This window comes from Anaerocolumna sedimenticola (assembly GCF_009931695.1).
Taxonomy (GTDB): domain Bacteria; phylum Bacillota; class Clostridia; order Lachnospirales; family Lachnospiraceae; genus Anaerocolumna; species Anaerocolumna sedimenticola.
Genome location: NZ_CP048000.1, coordinates 5047100 through 5065427, shown reverse-complemented (window position 1 = coordinate 5065427; position 18328 = coordinate 5047100). Strand labels below are relative to the sequence as shown.

Annotated in this window: 16 protein-coding genes and 1 pseudogene; 14 read left to right on the top strand and 3 right to left on the bottom strand. The window is 37.7% G+C overall.

The window, feature by feature from the left end; all coding sequences use genetic code 11:
• Positions 1-22: 22 nt before the first annotated feature.
• The 12 genes from Ana3638_RS22610 to asrC all read left to right on the top strand — a co-directional run bounded on the left by Ana3638_RS22610 (position 23) and on the right by asrC (position 13803).
• Positions 23-1903 (top strand): glycoside hydrolase family 127 protein, encoded by a 1881-nt coding sequence (locus Ana3638_RS22610; RefSeq protein WP_161840047.1) that lies wholly within the window; start codon positions 23-25, stop codon positions 1901-1903.
• A 4-nt stretch (positions 1904-1907) separates the two neighbouring features.
• On the top strand, positions 1908-2978 hold the full coding sequence (locus tag Ana3638_RS22605; RefSeq protein WP_161840046.1) for an acyltransferase: 1071 nt from the start codon (positions 1908-1910) through the stop codon (positions 2976-2978).
• A 217-nt stretch (positions 2979-3195) separates the two neighbouring features.
• Positions 3196-5145: a glutaminase domain-containing protein gene (locus Ana3638_RS22600; RefSeq protein WP_161840045.1), complete on the top strand. Its 1950-nt coding sequence runs from the start codon at positions 3196-3198 to the stop codon at positions 5143-5145.
• Positions 5146-5384: 239 nt separating this feature from the next.
• Positions 5385-6332, top strand: coding sequence for a hypothetical protein (locus Ana3638_RS22595; protein WP_161840044.1), 948 nt, complete (start codon positions 5385-5387; stop codon positions 6330-6332).
• A 60-nt stretch (positions 6333-6392) separates the two neighbouring features.
• Positions 6393-7187, top strand: coding sequence for a ZIP family metal transporter (locus Ana3638_RS22590; RefSeq protein WP_161840043.1), 795 nt, complete (start codon positions 6393-6395; stop codon positions 7185-7187).
• Positions 7188-7357: 170 nt separating this feature from the next.
• Positions 7358-8248, top strand: a complete 891-nt coding sequence (locus Ana3638_RS22585; protein ID WP_161840042.1) for a MerR family transcriptional regulator — start codon at positions 7358-7360, stop codon at positions 8246-8248.
• Between the two features lie 499 nt (positions 8249-8747).
• A complete protein-coding gene (locus tag Ana3638_RS22580) occupies positions 8748-9776 on the top strand; it encodes a Cfr family 23S rRNA (adenine(2503)-C(8))-methyltransferase (protein WP_161840041.1) in 1029 nt (342 codons plus the stop codon).
• Positions 9777-9875: 99 nt separating this feature from the next.
• Entirely contained in the window at positions 9876-10088 is a 213-nt protein-coding gene (locus Ana3638_RS22575; protein ID WP_161840040.1) for a hypothetical protein, read from the top strand.
• 146 nt (positions 10089-10234) lie between these two features.
• Positions 10235-10927 (top strand): Crp/Fnr family transcriptional regulator, encoded by a 693-nt coding sequence (locus Ana3638_RS22570; RefSeq protein WP_161840039.1) that lies wholly within the window; start codon positions 10235-10237, stop codon positions 10925-10927.
• Between the two features lie 64 nt (positions 10928-10991).
• The gene (asrA, locus tag Ana3638_RS22565) at positions 10992-12017 is read left to right on the top strand and encodes an anaerobic sulfite reductase subunit AsrA (protein WP_161840038.1); all 1026 of its coding nucleotides are present in this window, start codon (positions 10992-10994) and stop codon (positions 12015-12017) included.
• Positions 12004-12798, top strand: coding sequence for an anaerobic sulfite reductase subunit AsrB (gene asrB / locus Ana3638_RS22560; RefSeq protein WP_161840037.1), 795 nt, complete (start codon positions 12004-12006; stop codon positions 12796-12798). The genes asrA and asrB overlap by 14 nt, the downstream gene beginning before the upstream one ends.
• A 39-nt stretch (positions 12799-12837) precedes the next feature.
• Positions 12838-13803 (top strand): sulfite reductase subunit C, encoded by a 966-nt coding sequence (gene asrC, locus Ana3638_RS22555; protein ID WP_161840036.1) that lies wholly within the window; start codon positions 12838-12840, stop codon positions 13801-13803.
• A gap of 140 nt (positions 13804-13943) precedes the next feature.
• Here the strand turns inward: asrC and Ana3638_RS22550 are convergent, their stop codons facing one another.
• From Ana3638_RS22550 to Ana3638_RS27195, 3 genes and pseudogenes are all read right to left on the bottom strand, one after another.
• Positions 13944-14819 (bottom strand): AraC family transcriptional regulator, encoded by an 876-nt coding sequence (locus Ana3638_RS22550; RefSeq protein ID WP_161840035.1) that lies wholly within the window; start codon positions 14817-14819, stop codon positions 13944-13946.
• A 217-nt stretch (positions 14820-15036) separates the two neighbouring features.
• Entirely contained in the window at positions 15037-15990 is a 954-nt protein-coding gene (locus Ana3638_RS22545; protein ID WP_246240523.1) for a hypothetical protein, read from the bottom strand.
• Positions 15991-16237: 247 nt separating this feature from the next.
• Positions 16238-16402, bottom strand: a pseudogene (locus Ana3638_RS27195) (GNAT family N-acetyltransferase); the annotation flags it as partial.
• 180 nt (positions 16403-16582) lie between these two features.
• Between Ana3638_RS27195 and Ana3638_RS22535 the strand changes: the two are divergent.
• The gene (locus Ana3638_RS22535; RefSeq protein ID WP_161840034.1) at positions 16583-17149 is read left to right on the top strand and encodes a rhomboid family intramembrane serine protease; all 567 of its coding nucleotides are present in this window, start codon (positions 16583-16585) and stop codon (positions 17147-17149) included.
• Between the two features lie 158 nt (positions 17150-17307).
• Positions 17308-18132, top strand: a complete 825-nt coding sequence (locus Ana3638_RS22530; RefSeq protein WP_161840033.1) for a TerC/Alx family metal homeostasis membrane protein — start codon at positions 17308-17310, stop codon at positions 18130-18132.
• Positions 18133-18328: the final 196 nt, after the last annotated feature.

Here is an 18328-nt window from a genome sequence, read left to right as displayed (position 1 = left end):
TATTGCAAAAGGAGGATAAAGAATGGAGAAATTTATCGGTAAGCCGGTATCTTTTGATCAGATAGATGTGACGGATGGTTTTTGGAAAGAAAAACAGGAGTTATTTTATAAAGTAACAATAAAATCCGTATATGACCGTTTTGAAGAAACCGGACGGTTTGAAGCATTAAAATTTAACTGGAAAGAGGGGATGCCAAATAAACCACATATCTTTTGGGAATCGGATGTAACGAAATGGATTGAGGGAGCGGCTTATTTCCTGCAGAAAAAACGTGATCCGGAATTGGAAACCAAAGTGGATGAACTGGTTGAACGAATGGTAAACACACAGGACGAAAACGGATACTTAAATGCTTATTTTACCGTGGTTGAACCGGATGCCCGATTTACACGAAGAACCGATCATGAGCTTTACTGCGCCGGCCATCTGGTTGAGGGTGCAATTGCTTATGCGAAAGCAACCGGAAAAACGGCTATGCTTCAAGTAGCAGAAAAATACATAGATCTTATTGACAGAGTCTTTCGGATTGATCACTCAGCCAAATTTGATACACCGGGGCACGAGGAAATCGAACTTGCTTTAATGAAGCTTTATGACTATACCAAAGAAGAACGTTATAAATTGCTGGCCGAGTATTTTATCAATACCCGCGGTACAAGTAACAGGGATGAAACTTATAGTTTTACCGACCAGGAACATATGCAGTCCCATCTTCCGGTAAGAAAGCAATTTACGGCGGAAGGGCATTCCGTACGAGCGTTATATCTTTACAGCGGAATGGCGGATCTGGCATTAAGGAATAAAGAAGAGGAATTATTCCAGGTTTGTAAGGAACTTTTCTCAAACATTGTAAATAAACGCATGTATATTACCGGAGGAATCGGTTCTACTCACCGTGGGGAATCTTTTACCTTTGATTATGATTTACCGGAGTATACTGCTTATAACGAAACCTGTGCATCTATTGCACTTGCTATGTTTTGCAGACGTATGTGGTTAATTGAGCCAAATGGTATCTATGCGGATTGTGCGGAAAAAGCCTTATATAATACCGTACTCAGCGGAGTTTCCCTTTCAGGCGACAGTTTCTTTTACGAGAATCCCCTGGCGGTTGACCCCGACCGTAATATATTTAATGATTCAAGGCCCCAAGGACTTAAGGAACATCTGCCGATTATGGAACGGGTTAAGGTATTTGACTGCTCCTGCTGTCCGCCGAATCTCCTGCGTGTAGTCGGTTCCATTGCTGATTATATGTATTCCACGGCAGAGGATGTGATCTTTGCACATTGTTTTATGGATGCTGCCGGTACGGTTTGGCTTCAGGATAAAGCGATCTCTCTCGTACAGAAAACAAAATATCCTTATGAGGGCCGCATTGAAATTACAACACAAACGGATGGAACTTATACTTTGGCATTAAGAATCCCTGCGTGGGCTAAAAAAGCTGATATAACAATTAATGGTGAAGAAATATCTGCACCGGTTAAAGATGGTTATGCGTATTGTAAACGTTCCTGGAAAACAGGTGATAAGGTTAGTCTGAATTTAGAAATGGAAATAAAGGTTTTGGAAGCAAATCCAAAGGTTGTAGATTTATGCGGACGTGCTGCTGTAACAAGAGGGCCTTTGGTTTACTGTGCGGAAAGTGCAGATAATAATTACGAACTCCGGGATGCCCGTATATCCAGGAGTGGGGAATATACCACTATACAGGATTCAATCTGTAAGGCAGAGATACCTGTGATTACTACCAGCGCTTCCGTTCGAGATGGCTTTGATCAGCTTTATAGGGATAAAAGTGCTACAAGACATACCGTTCCTTTAAAATTAATCCCGTATTTTGCTAGGGCAAACCGCGGAAAAACCGAGTTGTGCACCTGGTTTTTGTTAGAGGATTAAGATTATGGAGATAGAAAAAGATGAGGGTAAGTCTTCCCGTTTAATATGGTTGGATTTTTTTAAAGGAATTTTGGTTTTTATAATGGTTTTGGCTCATTGTATTCAGTTTTTTGGTGACGAGAATAAGATATTACAAGGGGGTATCTCAAAATTTGCCAATCTGACGACTTTTTCCGGTTTCTTTTTTGTATTTGGAGCTACCAATACTGTGACATGTTTTAGAAAACCTGTTAAGCAGGCAATCATAAAAATAGTGAAGTCATTTTGGCGTTATTTATTTGCCTATTATATATCAGCCTTTGCATTTAGTATTTTTGTAGAGGATAGTTTTTTATTGCCTCAAACAATCTGGAATATTATTACTTTACGGAAAATTATGGGATATTCTGAATTTTTGCTGGCTTTTGCTGTAATGCAGCTTTTTGTTTTTCTTTTTCTTCCATTCTGGCGCCATATGCTGCAAGGGCACTTTTTACTGCTTGGAGTATTCAGTCTGGTATGTGCAGTGCTTCCATACCAGCAGAGTAAAGAACCGATTGTTGCATTGTTTATTGGTTCGGGGAATATTTATTCGTTTCCGATATTTCCATATCTTATATATTTTATAGCCGGAATTTGTTATATTAATTATGTACGGAACTTCGCCGGGAAAATGAAATCGGTAATTGGGGTAAGTACACTTATTTTATCAATTCCCAGTGTTTTATACATAATAAAACATCATGATTTACCGGAACGTTTTCCGCCAGGACTTTTATTTATTCTGGGATCGGCAGCTATTATTATGATATATATACTAATATGTGAACGGATGGAAAAATTAAGTTATTCCTCCCATATATGGAGCCGCGTTCTGTTACCATTACAGGTCATCGGAGAAAATTCGTTACTTTTCCTTTTATTAAGTAATCTTGTTATATTTTCCCTAAAGGGAACAGCTTTTTACAGTCAGTCGATAAGGTTTGTTATTACTATCTTTATTATTATTTTATATCTATGTTTCTTTATGATTAAGATTACAAATAATAAAATATTTATGAAAGTAAAAGCTGAGAGGAATCCTCTTATTAGTTAAAGGAAACCAGGACATGAGCAGCTATTGTACTAATTATGCAGGGATATAATTTTAATTTATAATTAAGATGCCACTTTATGGCATCTTAATTAATGTCGATAAATAAAATAGAATGGTTGAAAGAAAATCCGTTATAAGAAAGGATGCCGCATATAGATTCTTTCAACCCTTATATGCGGCAGTTCGCAAAATTGTTTGCGATAAAGGATTATAAAAGATGGAAATTGAGAGAATCGCCAGTGTACCTTTAATATTACACGACCCCTATTTCGGTATCTGGTCACCATCCGATAAGCTGTATGAGACAGATACACAACATTGGAGCAAAGCACCTCAAAGGATATACGGTTATGTGAATATTGACGGGGCGGTATATTGCTTCTTAGGAAATAGAGAATTTCATCCGGAAATTGAGCAGAAAAGTGTGGAAGTAACGGCTACGGCGACGAAATATACGTTTGAAAACGAAAAGATAAAGCTTACTGTCTGTTTTACCTCACCTCTTTTACTGGACAATCCGGTATTGGTGTCAAGGCCCTGTACTTATATTGATTATGAGATCACAAGAAAGCAGGAAGCAGAGGTAAGAATCGATTTTATTGTTACTTCTGATTTAGTATGCCATACTCCGGGCGATATCATCGGAGGAAATAATGACAGGAAAACTTTCCATTATGCTTATATGGGAAAGGCTGGTCAGCACCCATTGGGTCACAGCGGAGATAATATTACCATTGACTGGGGATTTGTATATTTAGCTGCAGACGAATCCAACGTAACGACAGAATTTGAGGCTGGAAATCATAAGCTGATTGCAACTGCAAAACTAGGAAAAGAAAAAAATACGGCATCCATGATTATTGCTTATGATGATCTGTTATCCATCTTTTATTTCGGTTCCTGGCAGAAAGCTTATTGGACGAAAGAATATGAGACCATCTTGGAGGCAATAGAAGCAAGCTTTAAAGATAAAGCAGAAGTTCTTAAAAGGGCAGAACTGCTGGATAAAAGTATAGAAAGCAAAGCAGAGAAAATTGGTGGTAAAGATTATGTCTTATTGTGTAATATAAGTTACCGCCATGCTATAGCAGCACATAAATTAATTACAGATAAAGAGGGGAATCTGATATTCTTATCCAAAGAAAATGATTCCAATGGATGTATCGGAACCGTAGATGTTAGTTATCCTTCCGTACCTTTATTCCTTTTATATGATACGGAATACGTAAAAGGAATGCTCCGTCCGGTATTCTATTTTGCCAAATGTCCGGTTTGGGAATATGATTTTGCACCCCACGATGTGGGTCGTTATCCCTATGCCGCCGGTCAGGTTTACGGTCTGAATGGTGAACATGAAAAGAAAGAATTCCGCTATGATAACGGTAATATCTTTCCGTTTTATTACATGTATCCATCCGGCAGTAAAACTTATGATATCAAATATCAGATGCCGGTGGAGGAATGCGGTAACATGCTGATATTAACAGCAGTGGTATGCGCTCTGGATAAATCTGCGGAATTTGCAAAACCCCATTATGAACTGTTAAAACAATGGACAGAGTATCTGTTGACCTATGGTGCAGATCCGGGAGAACAGCTGTGTACCGATGATTTTGCCGGACATCTCTCCCATAATGTAAATCTGTCCGCCAAAGCTATTATGGGTATCGAGGCTTTTTCACAACTGGCAAAACAGATGGGAGAAGACGCTGTATCAGAAGAATATCACCAGAAAGCGGCTGTTATGGCCAAAGACTGGGAAGTACGTTCCCTTGCCGGTGACCATTACCGCCTGACCTTTGATAATCCGGATTCCTGGAGTCTTAAATACAATCTGGTATGGGATAAATTCTTCGGAAGCAGCCTGTTTTCCAGGGAAGTGTTTGAGAAAGAAATTGCTTATTATATTAATAAAAATAATACTTACGGTGTACCGTTAGACAGCCGGAGGGATTACACCAAGAGTGACTGGATTCTCTGGTGTGCGGCATTAGCAGAGGATAAAGAACAGGCAGAAAAACTCATATCCCCAGTTGCCGAATATGTAAGGAAAACTACGAGCCGGGTACCTTTCTCCGACTGGTACGAAACCGTTACCGGAGAATACTGTCATTTTATCGCTAGAAGCGTACAGGGCGGTATCTATATGCCGATGTTGATTAAGTAATGAAAAGAAATATCCTCTATTAAATACGGAAACCTGATTTACAGCATTGTATATCAGGTTTCTTTTTGTCTGTCTGATCTTTTATCGTAATAACGTTGACAAAATCAAATGCAGCGTATAACATTGTAAGAACTAACACTTATTACCTATTTGAAAGAAGCTTGACTTAACCGGAGCCGCTGTTTAAAATGGGTTTAACAGTTAATATTTAGAAAAAATAGAGAGAAAGTGGTGAGGTAATGAGTAATGACATAATTCAGAAGATAATCAAAAAAACCGGACAGAATGACTTGCTGGATATACTGACTAATAAGTTAACATTTTCCGAATTAAACTCTTTATTATTGGAAATATATAATATGAAATCAAAGGAAATAAGACCAGCGGAACTGTTGAAACTTTATGAATCGAACCGGTTCGTGAAACCATATGAGGGAAAAATAATAGATTTAATTCAGTTAGAACTTAAGATTCTTAAGGCAGCAGGTACATTTTCCTTTACACCCGTCGAATTATCTCCGGTTGCGGCACTTGGAACCTGTTCCGCAGTTGCTAAAGCAAATCAGAATAAAATTATTTCCGCTTTGAGAGGAACGGAAGTCTTAGCGGACGCTACGAATTCGTTAGCTTTACATATCTGTGATTTAAAAAGAAACAGGAAAGAAAAAGAAAATGCCGAATTTATACGGTATTGTACCATACATCGTCATATACGGGCGCAGAACTATAAGGATACGGCAAATCTGCCTCATTTTAAATTATTTTGCATGGTTACTTCCGGCATTGATAAAGGTTCTTATATTTTTGAGAAAGAAAGTTTATTGGAGCATTTTCAGATCTATCAGACCATTTTAAATCAGACTTTGGATATCAGTAAGTTTAAAATCAAATTCATAGAGGTTGGCGGGTATAAAGACTCGGACGGTTTTATGGAGAGAATATTAAAGCATTTACAGGATAATCTAAAAGGGGAAGTTGATATTACAGAGCAGGGAACGAAATCGGAAAATCAATATTATCAGGGGCTTCAATTTAAGATATATATCAATATGAATGGTGATGATATGGAGATAGCGGATGGCGGTTTTGTAGACTGGCCGCAGAAACTTCTTCAGAATAAAAAAGAAAGAATGCTGATAAGCGGACTTGGAATCGAGAGATTAGCAAATCGCTTTAAAGGCATTTGAGTAAGCGGACTTTGGATACTCAAAGCTTAAATAAATAATAAATGAAAAGAGGATAAAAATATGGCACAATCTTTATTATGGGCAGCAGGAGGTACAGGCTTTACATTTTTAATGACAACCCTGGGGGCAGCTATGGTATTTCTGTTTCACAAAACGATGAGCGGCCAGGTTCAAAAGGTATTCCTGGGGTTTGCTGCAGGAGTTATGATTGCGGCATCGGTATGGAGCCTTTTAATTCCGGCTATCGAAGAAGCGGAGGCTAACGGACAGGTGGGATGGATACCCGCAGCGGGCGGATTTATCCTTGGTATTGCATTTTTATATGGATTGGACCGGTTGATACCGCACTTACATCCGGGAGCCAATAAAACAGAAGGGGTAAACTCATCCATGAAACGTACTTCCCTGCTTGTTTTGGCAGTTACCTTACATAATATTCCGGAAGGAATGGCAGTAGGTCTGTCATTTGCCCTGGCAAAACAGCATGGCAGCGGAGCTGCGTTAATCGCTTCTGCAATGGCGCTGGCAATTGGTATCGGTATACAGAACTTTCCCGAGGGAGCAGCTATTTCACTTCCCCTTAGACAGGAAGGAATGGGTGTCGGACGTGCGTTTTTCCTTGGCAGTATGTCGGGAATTGTTGAACCGGTATTCGGAATTCTGGCGGTATTAGTTTCAGGTCTGATTTCACCCTATATGCCCTGGCTTCTTGCATTTGCAGCAGGAGCAATGATGTACGTTGTAGTGGAGGAATTGATTCCGGAAGCTCATCTTGGGGAACATTCCAATATCGGTACCATGGGCGTTATGGGCGGTTTCCTGATCATGATGATACTGGATGTAGCTTTGGGATAAGCGGCCAATATTTCTAATGAAAATCTGAGAAAATCTGCGTAAAATATATTGACCCTGACAACACGTCATAGTGTATAATCAAGTCAGAGTTAAAAATATTGAAGAAACTCCTAGCCGGCAAAGTATTAAACAGTATGGATAACTCTTAAATGAAAATTGGAGGTGTATTCATGAGAACAGTAAAGCAGGTTTCCGATTTAACCGGTATCAGTGTGCGTTCTTTGCATTATTACGATGAAATCGGTTTATTAAAACCAAGTAAAATTACAGAGGCGGGGTATCGGCTTTATGATGAGGAAGCTCTCGAAACCTTGCAGCAGATTTTATTTTTTAAAGAACTTGATTTACCGTTAAAAGAAGTGAAAGAAATCATGGAAAGCCCCCAGTTTGATAAAATGCAGGCCCTGAACAATCATAAAAAACTGCTTATTCTGAAACGTAACAGATTAAATGATTTAATAGAGCTTGTAAATAAAACATTGATAGGAGCCGGTACAGTGAGTTTTAAAGAATTTGATATGAGTGAATATTTTAATGCCCTGGAAGAGTTTAAAAAAGAAAAAGAGGAAGAAGTAATAAAATATTGGGGCAGTACAGAAAAATTTAATGATTTTATTAAAAATTGCAGAGCAAAGGAATCAGAAATTGCTTCCTTAGCTGTGAAACAGTACGGAAGTATAGAAAAGTACACGGAAGCGATGAAGAAAAATCTCAGTCATTATTCGGAATCCATGGATGGGTTTAACATCATAAAAGAAAATGTGGATTATTATATGGGAAGAACAAATGAATTAATGAATCAACTTACTGCTGACTTAAGTAAAGATCCCACCTCAAAAGAAATCCAGCAAATTGTTGAAGAGATAGCACGGTTTACAGATGAGACTAATAAAATTGTAAAAACTGACATGGGGGACAATTACTGGGGGCTAATTTCGGATTTATATTTAACCAATTCTGCATCTATTGAGGCAACGGATAAGAAATATGGAGTTGGTGCATCAGCATTTATCGGAGAAGCTCTGAAGTTTTTCCAAGAAAGACTAAACGGCCGAAAATAAACAATCATTAAAAACTTTTTTAAGGATCCCTTCAGACGAACCAGTTTGGAGGGATCCTTTATGTTGACAATATAAATTATTATTGTTATAATTCAATGGAATTTTTAAATTTATTATATTATGTTAGGAAGGTGAAAGTGATGATAGCAATTGTACATGATAATGCGAACCTGTTATTTAATGTGATAGTTAACAAGGTTTATGCAATTATCCAGCTATCGGACCTGAACCCTTCTATATTAAAATTAAAGCTTATATAATCAACTTTCCAGAAGACATTTATCAGTCTTTGAAGAAAGTAAAATGAGACTATACATGTAAACTTGCAATAATTTAGACCTTCGGATTCACTTCAATTCGTTTTGGTTGTTTTTCTTAGGTTGCTTAAAATTCTATTGATATTTCATGTTTTCTAATATAGCTTGGGTAAAGTGAAACGCAAAGTGCCGATTTTATGGACGCTTTTGCGTTTTTTTTGCGTGTTATAAAGGAGAAAATAATGAATTCAAAATATAATAAAATTCAACTAATATTAGATCATTTGAAACAGCCAGATTACAGATATAAGCAAATTGCTGATGCAATATTTAAGAAACGAATTGGGGAATTTGAACGGATGACCAGCCTGCCTGTGGTATTACGGAAAACATTAGTTAACGAGCTGGGAAATAGTATAGTTAATATAAAACCGGTACTCAAACATATATCAGATCAAGCCGAAAAGGTGCTATTTTCCATATCCGATGAAAAACATATAGAAACTGTTCATTTAAAATATAAACGTGGCTGGGAATCATTTTGTATTTCTTCACAATGCGGCTGCGGATTTGGCTGCAGCTTTTGCGCAACAGGTACGATTGGTTTAAAGAGAAATCTTACCGTTGACGAAATAACCGATCAGCTATTGTACTTTCATCTCAATGGGCATAATCTGGATAGTGTATCTTTTATGGGAATGGGGGAAGCGCTTGCAAACCCCAATGTATTTGATGCGCTCTCCATATTAACTGAACCAGGTCTTTTTGGTTTAAGTCAGCGTAGAATAACCATATCTACAATAGGTGTACTGCCTGGAATACAAAAAATAACACGGGATTTCCCTCAAGTTAATTTAACATTCTCACTGCATTCCCCTTTTGACTTCCAGAGAAGCGAATTGATGCATGTGAATAAGCAATATCCGCTTTATGAGGTAATGAAAGGATTGGACAATCATTTAAAACAAACCGGGCGGAAGGTATATATAGCTTATATACTGCTTCGGGGAATAAATGATACATCGGAACATGCAAAAGCAGTTGCAGAGCTGTTGCGGGGACGGGGTTATTGGGAGCATCTCTATCATGTTGATCTGATACCTTACAATTCTACGGATAAAACATTTGACAGATACTATAAATCGGAACGAAAAAGCGTGATAAATTTTGCCAGGATATTAAAAGCTAAGGGTGTAAATATTACGATCCGAAATCAATTTGGTTCAGATATCGGTGCTGCCTGTGGGCAGCTTTATGGTTCAACAGATTAGACACAAAATTATCTTGCAGTATAAATTTGTATAAAAAATAATCATCGGCAGATAATAATAAAAATTACTATTAGTATAGAAAAAGTGAGGATTTAACACATGCAGAGCATAAGATTTAACATTGATGGGTTAGAGGAAAATGAGACACAGGACAAAGTGAGAAACCAATTAGAGGGTGTTGTTGGAGTACATGATGTATTCCTAAGTAAAGGGCAGAATTATGTTGATATAAATTTTGACGAACAGACATCTGTACCGGAACTTAATAATCATCTGCAAAATAACGGATATAAAATAACGGATATTATTTAGCTATATCAGAAGAAAAGAGGTTAAAATTAAATCAAGTTTAATATAGTTCAATCTATTTTAAAAATATATGGTTGCGGCTTTTCAAACCTTAGTATTTTGTTTATAATGAGTTCTATAAGAATAGGAGAGTTTGTCAGAAAGGAGAAATGTTGATATCCTTAAAAGACGCTGTTGTGACAGCAGAGATTTTTAAGACGGCTTCGGCACCTAGTCTTACGGAAATTACCGGATTTTCCTCCCTGTTAAAGATAGAAAAAGGACAACACCTGTTTCTGGATAAAGAAGAGGTAAAAAGTATTTATATCTTAATTAAAGGGAGGGCATCGCTTTATAAATTAAACAGTCTGGGTGAAAAGAAAGTCATATTTGTCTATGGAGAAGGAAACATGCTCAATGAAGTTATGTTTCAGGACCTCCCGGCATCCATCAATTGTGAAATGCTGGAGGATTCTATTGTCCTGGTTATGCCCGTATCAAGACTTTGGCATGTGATGGAGAATGACAGTGGATTAACGAAAGCGGTACTTGATTCCATGGCATTAAAAATCAGGAGGCTTTACAGACAGTTAAAGAATACCACCAATGATTTAAATGGTGAAAAACGGCTGGCTGCAAAGTTATATAAGTTATCCAAAGACTATGGAATAAAACAGGAAGATGGAATTTGTATTGACTTGAATTTAACAATTACTTTTCTGGCTGAAATGTTAGGATCAAAACGGGAAACCGTATCCAGACAAGCCAAAAAGCTTGTGGATATGCAGTTGCTGATTATTCAGAAGAATAAATTTATAATTCCGGACCAACAAAAATTAAATGAATTTTTTAAAAAACCGTGAGATATCTCACGGTTTTCTTTTTGTAACTGTGATAGATTTAACAATAGAAAGGGAAAGGTGCCATATGGGATATATTTTAAATGAAAACAGTATGCAAAAGGTTTTTGATATCTGGAAAAAGGATTATGTCATTTATGCCCCCAAAAGAAAGAAGGGGGAGGGGATGTACTCTGATACGGATTGTATCCGCTATGAAGCAGTTGATACCGTAGCAGAAGTTGAATTTCAAAGAAAGTCGGATTACAGTTTTAAGGAGGTATTACTGCCATTAAGCCAGACATTATTCTATTTCACGGAAGAGGAAGTAAAAGAGGCAAAGCCAGAGCGGAAAAAAGGTGCGGTGATATTCTTAAGAAGTTGTGATCTTCATGGGGTAAAACGTCTCGACCAGATATATTTGGAAAATGGTTTTGAAGATTATTACTACAAGCGTTTAAGGGAAAACGTAAAATTTGTAGTGATTGGCTGCGAACATTCCTATGATAATTGTTTTTGTGTAAGTATGGGAACCAATATACCGGAAAGCTTTGATTTAGCCCTGTCTTTTAAAGAAGAAAGCTTCCATGTTGACAGCCGGTGGGAGGAATTAAATCCGGTATTGAAAGAGCTGGCCGGTGAAGAAAAAAAGGTAAGGATTCCTTTTGTTAAGGAGAATGAAATCCAGGTAAAAATACCTGAAAATCTGTCACTGGATATTATCAAATCCACTATGTGGGAGGAATACAACAGCCGGTGTATTAACTGCGGCAGATGTAATTTTGTCTGTCCTACCTGTACCTGTTTTTCCATGCAGGACATTTTTTATACGGATAACGGTAAGGTAGGTGAGAGGCGAAGAGTTCATGCTTCCTGTATGGTGGACGGCTTTACAGAAGTTGCCGGAGGTGGTTCTTACCGTAATAAAAGCAGCGAACGGATGCGCTTTCGGGTGCTTCATAAGATTTATGACTTTAAAAAGAGAAACGGTTATCATATGTGTGTAGGCTGCGGCCGATGCGATGATGTCTGTCCGGAATATATATCATTTTCCAATTGCATTAATAAATTAGAAGAGGCTATGGAGGAGGTAAACAGCAATGGCGGTAAATGAGTACACTCCTTTTTTATCAGAAATACTTGAAGTGAAAAAACATACGGACATAGAGTATACTTTCCGTTTAGCATTTAAAGGAGAGGTAAAACCGGGACAATTTTTTGAGGTCTCTATCCCCAAATTTGGTGAAGCCCCCATCTCCGTCAGCGGTATTGGGAAGGACTATGTGGAACTTACCATCCGTAAAGTGGGTAAGGTAACCAATGAGATTTTTGAGCGGTATCAGGGAGATAAAATATTCTTAAGAGGTCCCTACGGCAATGGTTTTCAGGTAGAGGATTACAAAGGAAAAGAACTTGTAATAATCGCCGGAGGCACCGGTGTCTCACCGGTTCGGGGTGTGATAGAATATTTTAATAACCATATAGGGGAACTGAAATCCCTTCAAGTGGTTGCCGGCTTTAAAAATCCCGGACAGATATTATTTTTAGAGGATTTTTCTAAATGGAAGCAAAATATGAAAGTTATTCTAACTGTCGATAGTGCGGAAGATGATACAACCTGTCAGGTGGGGTTGGTAACCCAGTATATTCCGCAGCTTGAGATTTTAGACAAGGCAAATGCAGCTGCTATCGTAGTAGGCCCACCGGCTATGATGCGTTTCTCTGTAAGCGGTCTGCTAAAGGAAGGCTTTTTGGAAGAAAACCTTTGGATTTCCCATGAAAGGAAAATGTGCTGCGGAATCGGAAAATGCGGTCATTGTAAAATAGATGATACCTACGTCTGCCTGGATGGTCCCGTATTCCGGTATACTAAGGGCAAGGATTTAATTGATTAGGATTAGGATGTGTGTTTGACGCACAGATGGGAGGTTTAAATGGATATTAATACAAAAAGTTTGAAGAAAAATGCTTTCCGGGTAACAAAGGAAAGAGGAATTACAGCCTCCAGAGTCAGAGTACCCGGTGGGCATATGGAAGCAGAATATCTGGCTGTGATTCAGAAGATAGCGCAGGAATACGGTAATGGAACCGTCCATATTACGGTTAGGCAGGGTTTTGAAATTCCGGGCATACGTTTTGAGGATATGCCGAAAGTCAATGAATTACTTCAGCCGTTAATTGATGGACTTAATATAACCCAGCCGGAAGAAGGCAAAGGTTATTCCTCCTCCGGAACCAGAAATATCTCGGCTTGTGTGGGAAACAGGGTATGTCCCTACGCCTGTTATGATACCACCGGCTTTGCGCAGAGGATAGAAAAGGATGTATTTCCTCATGATCTGCATTTTAAAATAGCCTTAACAGGCTGCCCAAATGACTGCGCCAAGGTCCGGATGCATGACTTTGGAATTATGGGTATGACAGAACCACAGTATAATAAGGAACGCTGTATCAGCTGCCAGGCTTGTGTAAAAGCCTGCCAGAAGAAGTCGGTCGGAGCTTTGCAGATGATTAACTACAAGGTAGAACGGAACCATGAGAAATGTATCGGCTGCGGGGAATGTGTCATTGCCTGTCCTACCAGGGCATGGACCAGAAGTGATGAAAAGTATTACAGACTTACCCTTCTTGGAAGAACCGGTAAGAAAAATCCAAGACTGGGAGAGGATTTTATTAAATGGGCAGATGAAGACAGCATCCGTAAAATTATCCGTAATACGTATGCTTACGTGGAAAAATACATTGATAAGGACGCACCGGGCAGAAAAGAACACATAGGTTATATTGTTGACAGAACAGGATTTGAAGAATACAAAAAATGGGCCTTACAAGAGGTCACCTTATCAAGCAAAGCGGTAGTTGCAGCCAATATCTACTGGAAAGGGGTTAATTATACCTGATATTAAGGAAAAGTCAGTTTATACATGATACTGATATAATTGGACTAAGCAGTTCTGCCATTAAAAAATGGTTTTTGCTTAGTCCATTTTTTATTTGGACGATATTACCATAAGTTATATTCGCAGAAGGAAATTATTGATTATTTCTTTTTAACTGCAATCCAGATTTCACATTTGTATTTCGGTGATTGCATATTTCCATCCGGATACACCTGTATATCGATTCCTCCGTAAGGTTTATAATCGCTTGTCGGAAAAAAATCGGAATATATTTTATGCAAAAGGTCTTGAATTGCTACTGGTATAACCCCGATACATTCAAAGATAGCCCAGGTATGTGCAGGTATCTTTTCAACATCCAGTCCCTCTGCAACATCTCCATCTTTAAATTCAACTCCGATTGCATACGGAAATTCATCATCTTTTGTACTGTCTTCAAAGCATATTCCAGCAACCGCATTTCCAAATATATTGTCTTTTGTTATATACTTGCCAAGGACAGATATTGTACCATCTTTACGGCAACTATCCCAAAATATGGGAAGTTGTTTATTACTTAAATCAATATCGGTTGGAAAATACTTTTTTTTCATAATAACATCAAAGGCATCTTTTTTTTCAATTCTGTAATTCATAATATTACCTCCATCTAAAATAAGTTTTACAGAAAGTCGTGAAAAAGATTTCAGCTTAGCACCTTCCGTTTTGGCATAGGATGGTGTTATACCATGAAAACGAGTAAATGCTCTGCCAAAGCTTTCCGGAGAATCATAACCATATTTTAATGCTGTATCTATGATTTTTACATCGGAGGAGGCAAGCTCACTGCCGGCAAGTGTGAGCCGCCTGTTACGGATATACTCGCCAAGACTATAACCACAAAGAATCCCAAATACTCGTTGAAAGTGAAAAGTTGAGGAACAAGCTCTCCCTGCAATCTCAGTATAATCAAGCTCATTGGTTAAATTATCTTCAATATAGTCTATCGCTTTTTGCAGACCTGTTATCCAATCCATCGGTTTATCTCCTTTCTGTATAAGTTTATTATAGAGGATTCGAGTTTTTATCTCGTGACTTTTTGTGCGATGAAGTGTGAAAATATTATTTATCCTAAATGGAATTTACCTTAAAGCTGCAGCTTTACTTGAAAGCTACGGATTCTTTCAAGGTCGAGGTTCATAAAGTTCTTGGAGCAATTATCAAAAAAGAAAGACAATCAGGAGATTAGCCGGTTTAAAGTTTAAGAGTTAAAGAAACCTGAGCAGCTTCCTGACCGTTGATTAATAAAACAATCCGGTGAATACCCGGATAGTGGCGCCTGGTGGTGAGATTGGCAAAACTGTGTTTACGGGAGCCTGATAAGGTTACTTTACCGGATACGGTTTTATCCGTCAATAAGAAAAGTTTACGGGATGGTTTCCCATTGGACTTAATAAAATCAATCCCGTATTCTATCCGTATGCGGGCATTCGTATCCAAGTCTAAATCCATGGAATAAGTCAGTTCACAGCTATCACCGATAGTAAGCTTCTCAGGTATCACAGTGAGGGAAGCAGTTTGATACAGTGGCTTCTCCTCTACATTTTTTGCATATCCAAAGAGTGCAAGTGCTTCAGGATTGGCTTTTCGTACAAGCGTGCGGCAGCCCTGCCGTAATATCCAATCAGTGTCAGGATCTTTGCCTATCCAATTTTTTGCTGTAGTTATAACTATCTCAGGGTTATCTTTTGCAATATCATTTAAATTATTGGCTACACTTTTTCGTACATAAAGTGATGAATCTGCTTTTAGGTTCTCCAGAATTTTAAGTATGGGTCTGGGTTCTTCCTTGAACATGGGAAGATCCATGCTCCAGGGAAGTCGAGGGCGGCAGCCCTCGCTGGAGAGGCGTCTGACATGCTCATTGGAATCAGTTGACCACTTCAGCATGTATTTCATAGCAAACTCAGGGTCTTTCAGTATAAAAGGCCTGATTGCAAATTCCGAGGAGGAAAGTTTCGTAAAGCGCTTTAAGGCAGCCATGGAAAGTTCCAGGTGTTCCTCACTTTGCCCAAAGGCAGCGACGAAATCTGGAAAGAATAAATAAGGAAAGCCGGTACATTCCTTTTCAATAGAAAATAATATATTTAAAGCATCTTTATAATCACCGGGTAAACAGGTACCCAACACTTCCACGATTCTGTACATGCGGGCACGTAACGGCAATTCCCCCATGGAGGCAGTAAAACGGATTCTACAAATTTTTCACAGGGAAAGTCCTGATAAGCAGATTTCACTTTGTCCCCAAAATTCCGTATAAATTCTCTGGTATAAATATCTTTTAAAGCATCACTCATGATTATTCTTCTCCTGTTCATGATATTATTATCTTGTGCATACCATTTTATATCTTTTTAACAAGAGAATACGATTGGACTTTTCAAGTATTATCTCGCTAAAGCCTTTTTTTAAAATACAATTTATGCGCCTTTATGTTACTGCGTTCAACACTAATAGAAAGCTCTGAAATTCCTGATTTAACTGCATAATCTGAAATATAATCTATTAGTATCGTTCCAATTTCTTTGCCCCGAAATTCTTCTTTTACTGCCAGATATGAAAGGTAGGCTCTTTATTATTATACCAAAATGAACATGACAACAGTAGGTCAAGTTATAATTTGGTAAAATAATTTAGCATACTTAACGACAAATAGCCGAGACTATGATAAAATAAGGATGTTTAAGTAGATTATTTAGGTTTACAAATAGTCTGCAAATCAGAAAGGATTATCTAAAGTATGAAGCGTAAAACCGGAAAATTTCAATATAATTCACCTGTTACCCTTACGTTTGCCTTAATTTCCCTTGGAGTACTTTTATTAGGAAATTTAACCAATGGAGTATCAACTAGCCTGTTTTTTTGCACCTATAAATCTTCCTGGTCGGATCCTTTAACCTATATGAGATTGTTTGGCCATGTGCTGGGACATGCTAACTGGAATCATTTTTCCGGTAACATGGTTCTGTTTCTGGTATTAGGACCGATGCTGGAAGAAAAATACGGTTCTAAGCTTTTCTTAAAAATGATTGTATTAACAACAGTGGTATCCGGTATATTTTACATGGTTTTTTACCCGAACAGCGCACTTTTAGGTGCCAGCGGTATTGTATTTATGATGATTGTTTTATCCTCTGCGGCGGGTATGAAAGAGGGCAGAATTCCAATTACCTTATTACTGGTAGTTATCATATATCTTGGCGGAGAAGCAATGAGCAGTGTGGGGACAGAAGATGGTATAGCACACGGCGCTCATATTTTGGGCGGTATCTGTGGAGCCGGTTTTGGACTATTAGTTAAAAGATGAAGTTTGATCTTTATTTAATTCGGTAATTCCCCGGTTATAATAAAGGTCTTTTTTCTATATATTGAGTATTAAGTGAACATTTGATTTACATAAACAGGATTTAGGTGATCATTTAATACTCCTATCCTGTTTACATAAAATTTAGGGGGGTAAGTACATTGTCAACCAGTAAAGCCTTAGTCTGGACCGCATTTTGGATTGATGTTGCATTATTAATTGATATAGGTATCTTCATCTTTATGGGTAGGGAAAAATCCCTTGAATTTTTAGGCGGATATATGATTGAGCAAAGTTTAAGCATAGACAACCTATTTCTATTCATACTGGTATTCTCAAGTTTCGGCATAAAACTGGAGTATCAGAGGAGGGTTTTAAATTATGGAATAGCTGGAGCATTTATTTTAAGACTGTTATTTATTGTTTTAGGGGTAGCTATAGTAAACATGTTCCACTGGGTTCTTTATATATTCGGAATAATTCTTATAATCAGCGGTATTAAAATGATGCAGAAACAAAAAGAAGATGTCGAATTGAAAAACAGTAAAATTCTTAAAATTATGAGTAAAGAATTACCAATTACAAAAGAACTTGAGGGTGATAAATTTTTTGTCAGGAAAAATAAAATTCTTTATGCGACACCGCTGTTTGCAATTCTGATCCTGATTGAATTTACGGATATTATCTTTGCCGTGGATTCAATTCCGGCTATATTTTCAGTAACAACGGATACGTTTATCGTGTATACTTCCAATATACTTGCTATTTTGGGGTTAAGGAACATCTACTTCGTACTTGGAAAACTGCACGAAAAATTTATTTATGTAAGATATGGTGTTGCTGCGATACTCACTTTTACCGGTATTAAACTTACCGTTTTAATGTTTGATATTGAAATTTCCACTGGATGGTCACTTGCAGTTATCTTTACCATACTGGCAGGAAGTTTAGCTGCTTCTGTGGTTTATATCATACAAAATTCATAACAATTATATAGTATATTCGAGAAATTATAAAGTTTCGTGATTACCTGAAAAAATATACAATAAAAGAGGAGAGGGCTGCGTAAAAATAAATTTTATTGTTTGCAGAAGGATGTGGTTTCAATAAAATTTATATTTTATAGCAGCCCTGTAATGAAAAAATTGATAAATGAGTGTGCTTTAATCTAACAAGTACATT

Bases quoted from the DNA above. Each gene is read 5' to 3' on its own strand.
- Ana3638_RS22605 (WP_161840046.1), top strand. From the start codon at position 1,908: ATGGAGATAGAAAAAGATGAGGGTAAGTCTTCCCGTTTAATATGGTTG.
- Ana3638_RS22545 (WP_246240523.1), bottom strand. From the start codon at position 15,990: ATGTACAGAATCGTGGAAGTGTTGGGTACCTGTTTACCCGGTGATTAT.
- asrC (WP_161840036.1), top strand. From the start codon at position 12,838: ATGGATATTAATACAAAAAGTTTGAAGAAAAATGCTTTCCGGGTAACA.
- Ana3638_RS22610 (WP_161840047.1), top strand. From the start codon at position 23: ATGGAGAAATTTATCGGTAAGCCGGTATCTTTTGATCAGATAGATGTG.
- Ana3638_RS22575 (WP_161840040.1), top strand. From the start codon at position 9,876: ATGCAGAGCATAAGATTTAACATTGATGGGTTAGAGGAAAATGAGACA.
- Ana3638_RS22535 (WP_161840034.1), top strand. From the start codon at position 16,583: ATGAAGCGTAAAACCGGAAAATTTCAATATAATTCACCTGTTACCCTT.
- Ana3638_RS22600 (WP_161840045.1), top strand. From the start codon at position 3,196: ATGGAAATTGAGAGAATCGCCAGTGTACCTTTAATATTACACGACCCC.
- Ana3638_RS22580 (WP_161840041.1), top strand. From the start codon at position 8,748: ATGAATTCAAAATATAATAAAATTCAACTAATATTAGATCATTTGAAA.
- Ana3638_RS22570 (WP_161840039.1), top strand. From the start codon at position 10,235: ATGTTGATATCCTTAAAAGACGCTGTTGTGACAGCAGAGATTTTTAAG.
- asrA (WP_161840038.1), top strand. From the start codon at position 10,992: ATGGGATATATTTTAAATGAAAACAGTATGCAAAAGGTTTTTGATATC.
- Ana3638_RS22595 (WP_161840044.1), top strand. From the start codon at position 5,385: ATGAGTAATGACATAATTCAGAAGATAATCAAAAAAACCGGACAGAAT.
- asrB (WP_161840037.1), top strand. From the start codon at position 12,004: ATGGCGGTAAATGAGTACACTCCTTTTTTATCAGAAATACTTGAAGTG.
- Ana3638_RS22550 (WP_161840035.1), bottom strand. From the start codon at position 14,819: ATGGATTGGATAACAGGTCTGCAAAAAGCGATAGACTATATTGAAGAT.
- Ana3638_RS22590 (WP_161840043.1), top strand. From the start codon at position 6,393: ATGGCACAATCTTTATTATGGGCAGCAGGAGGTACAGGCTTTACATTT.
- Ana3638_RS22585 (WP_161840042.1), top strand. From the start codon at position 7,358: ATGAGAACAGTAAAGCAGGTTTCCGATTTAACCGGTATCAGTGTGCGT.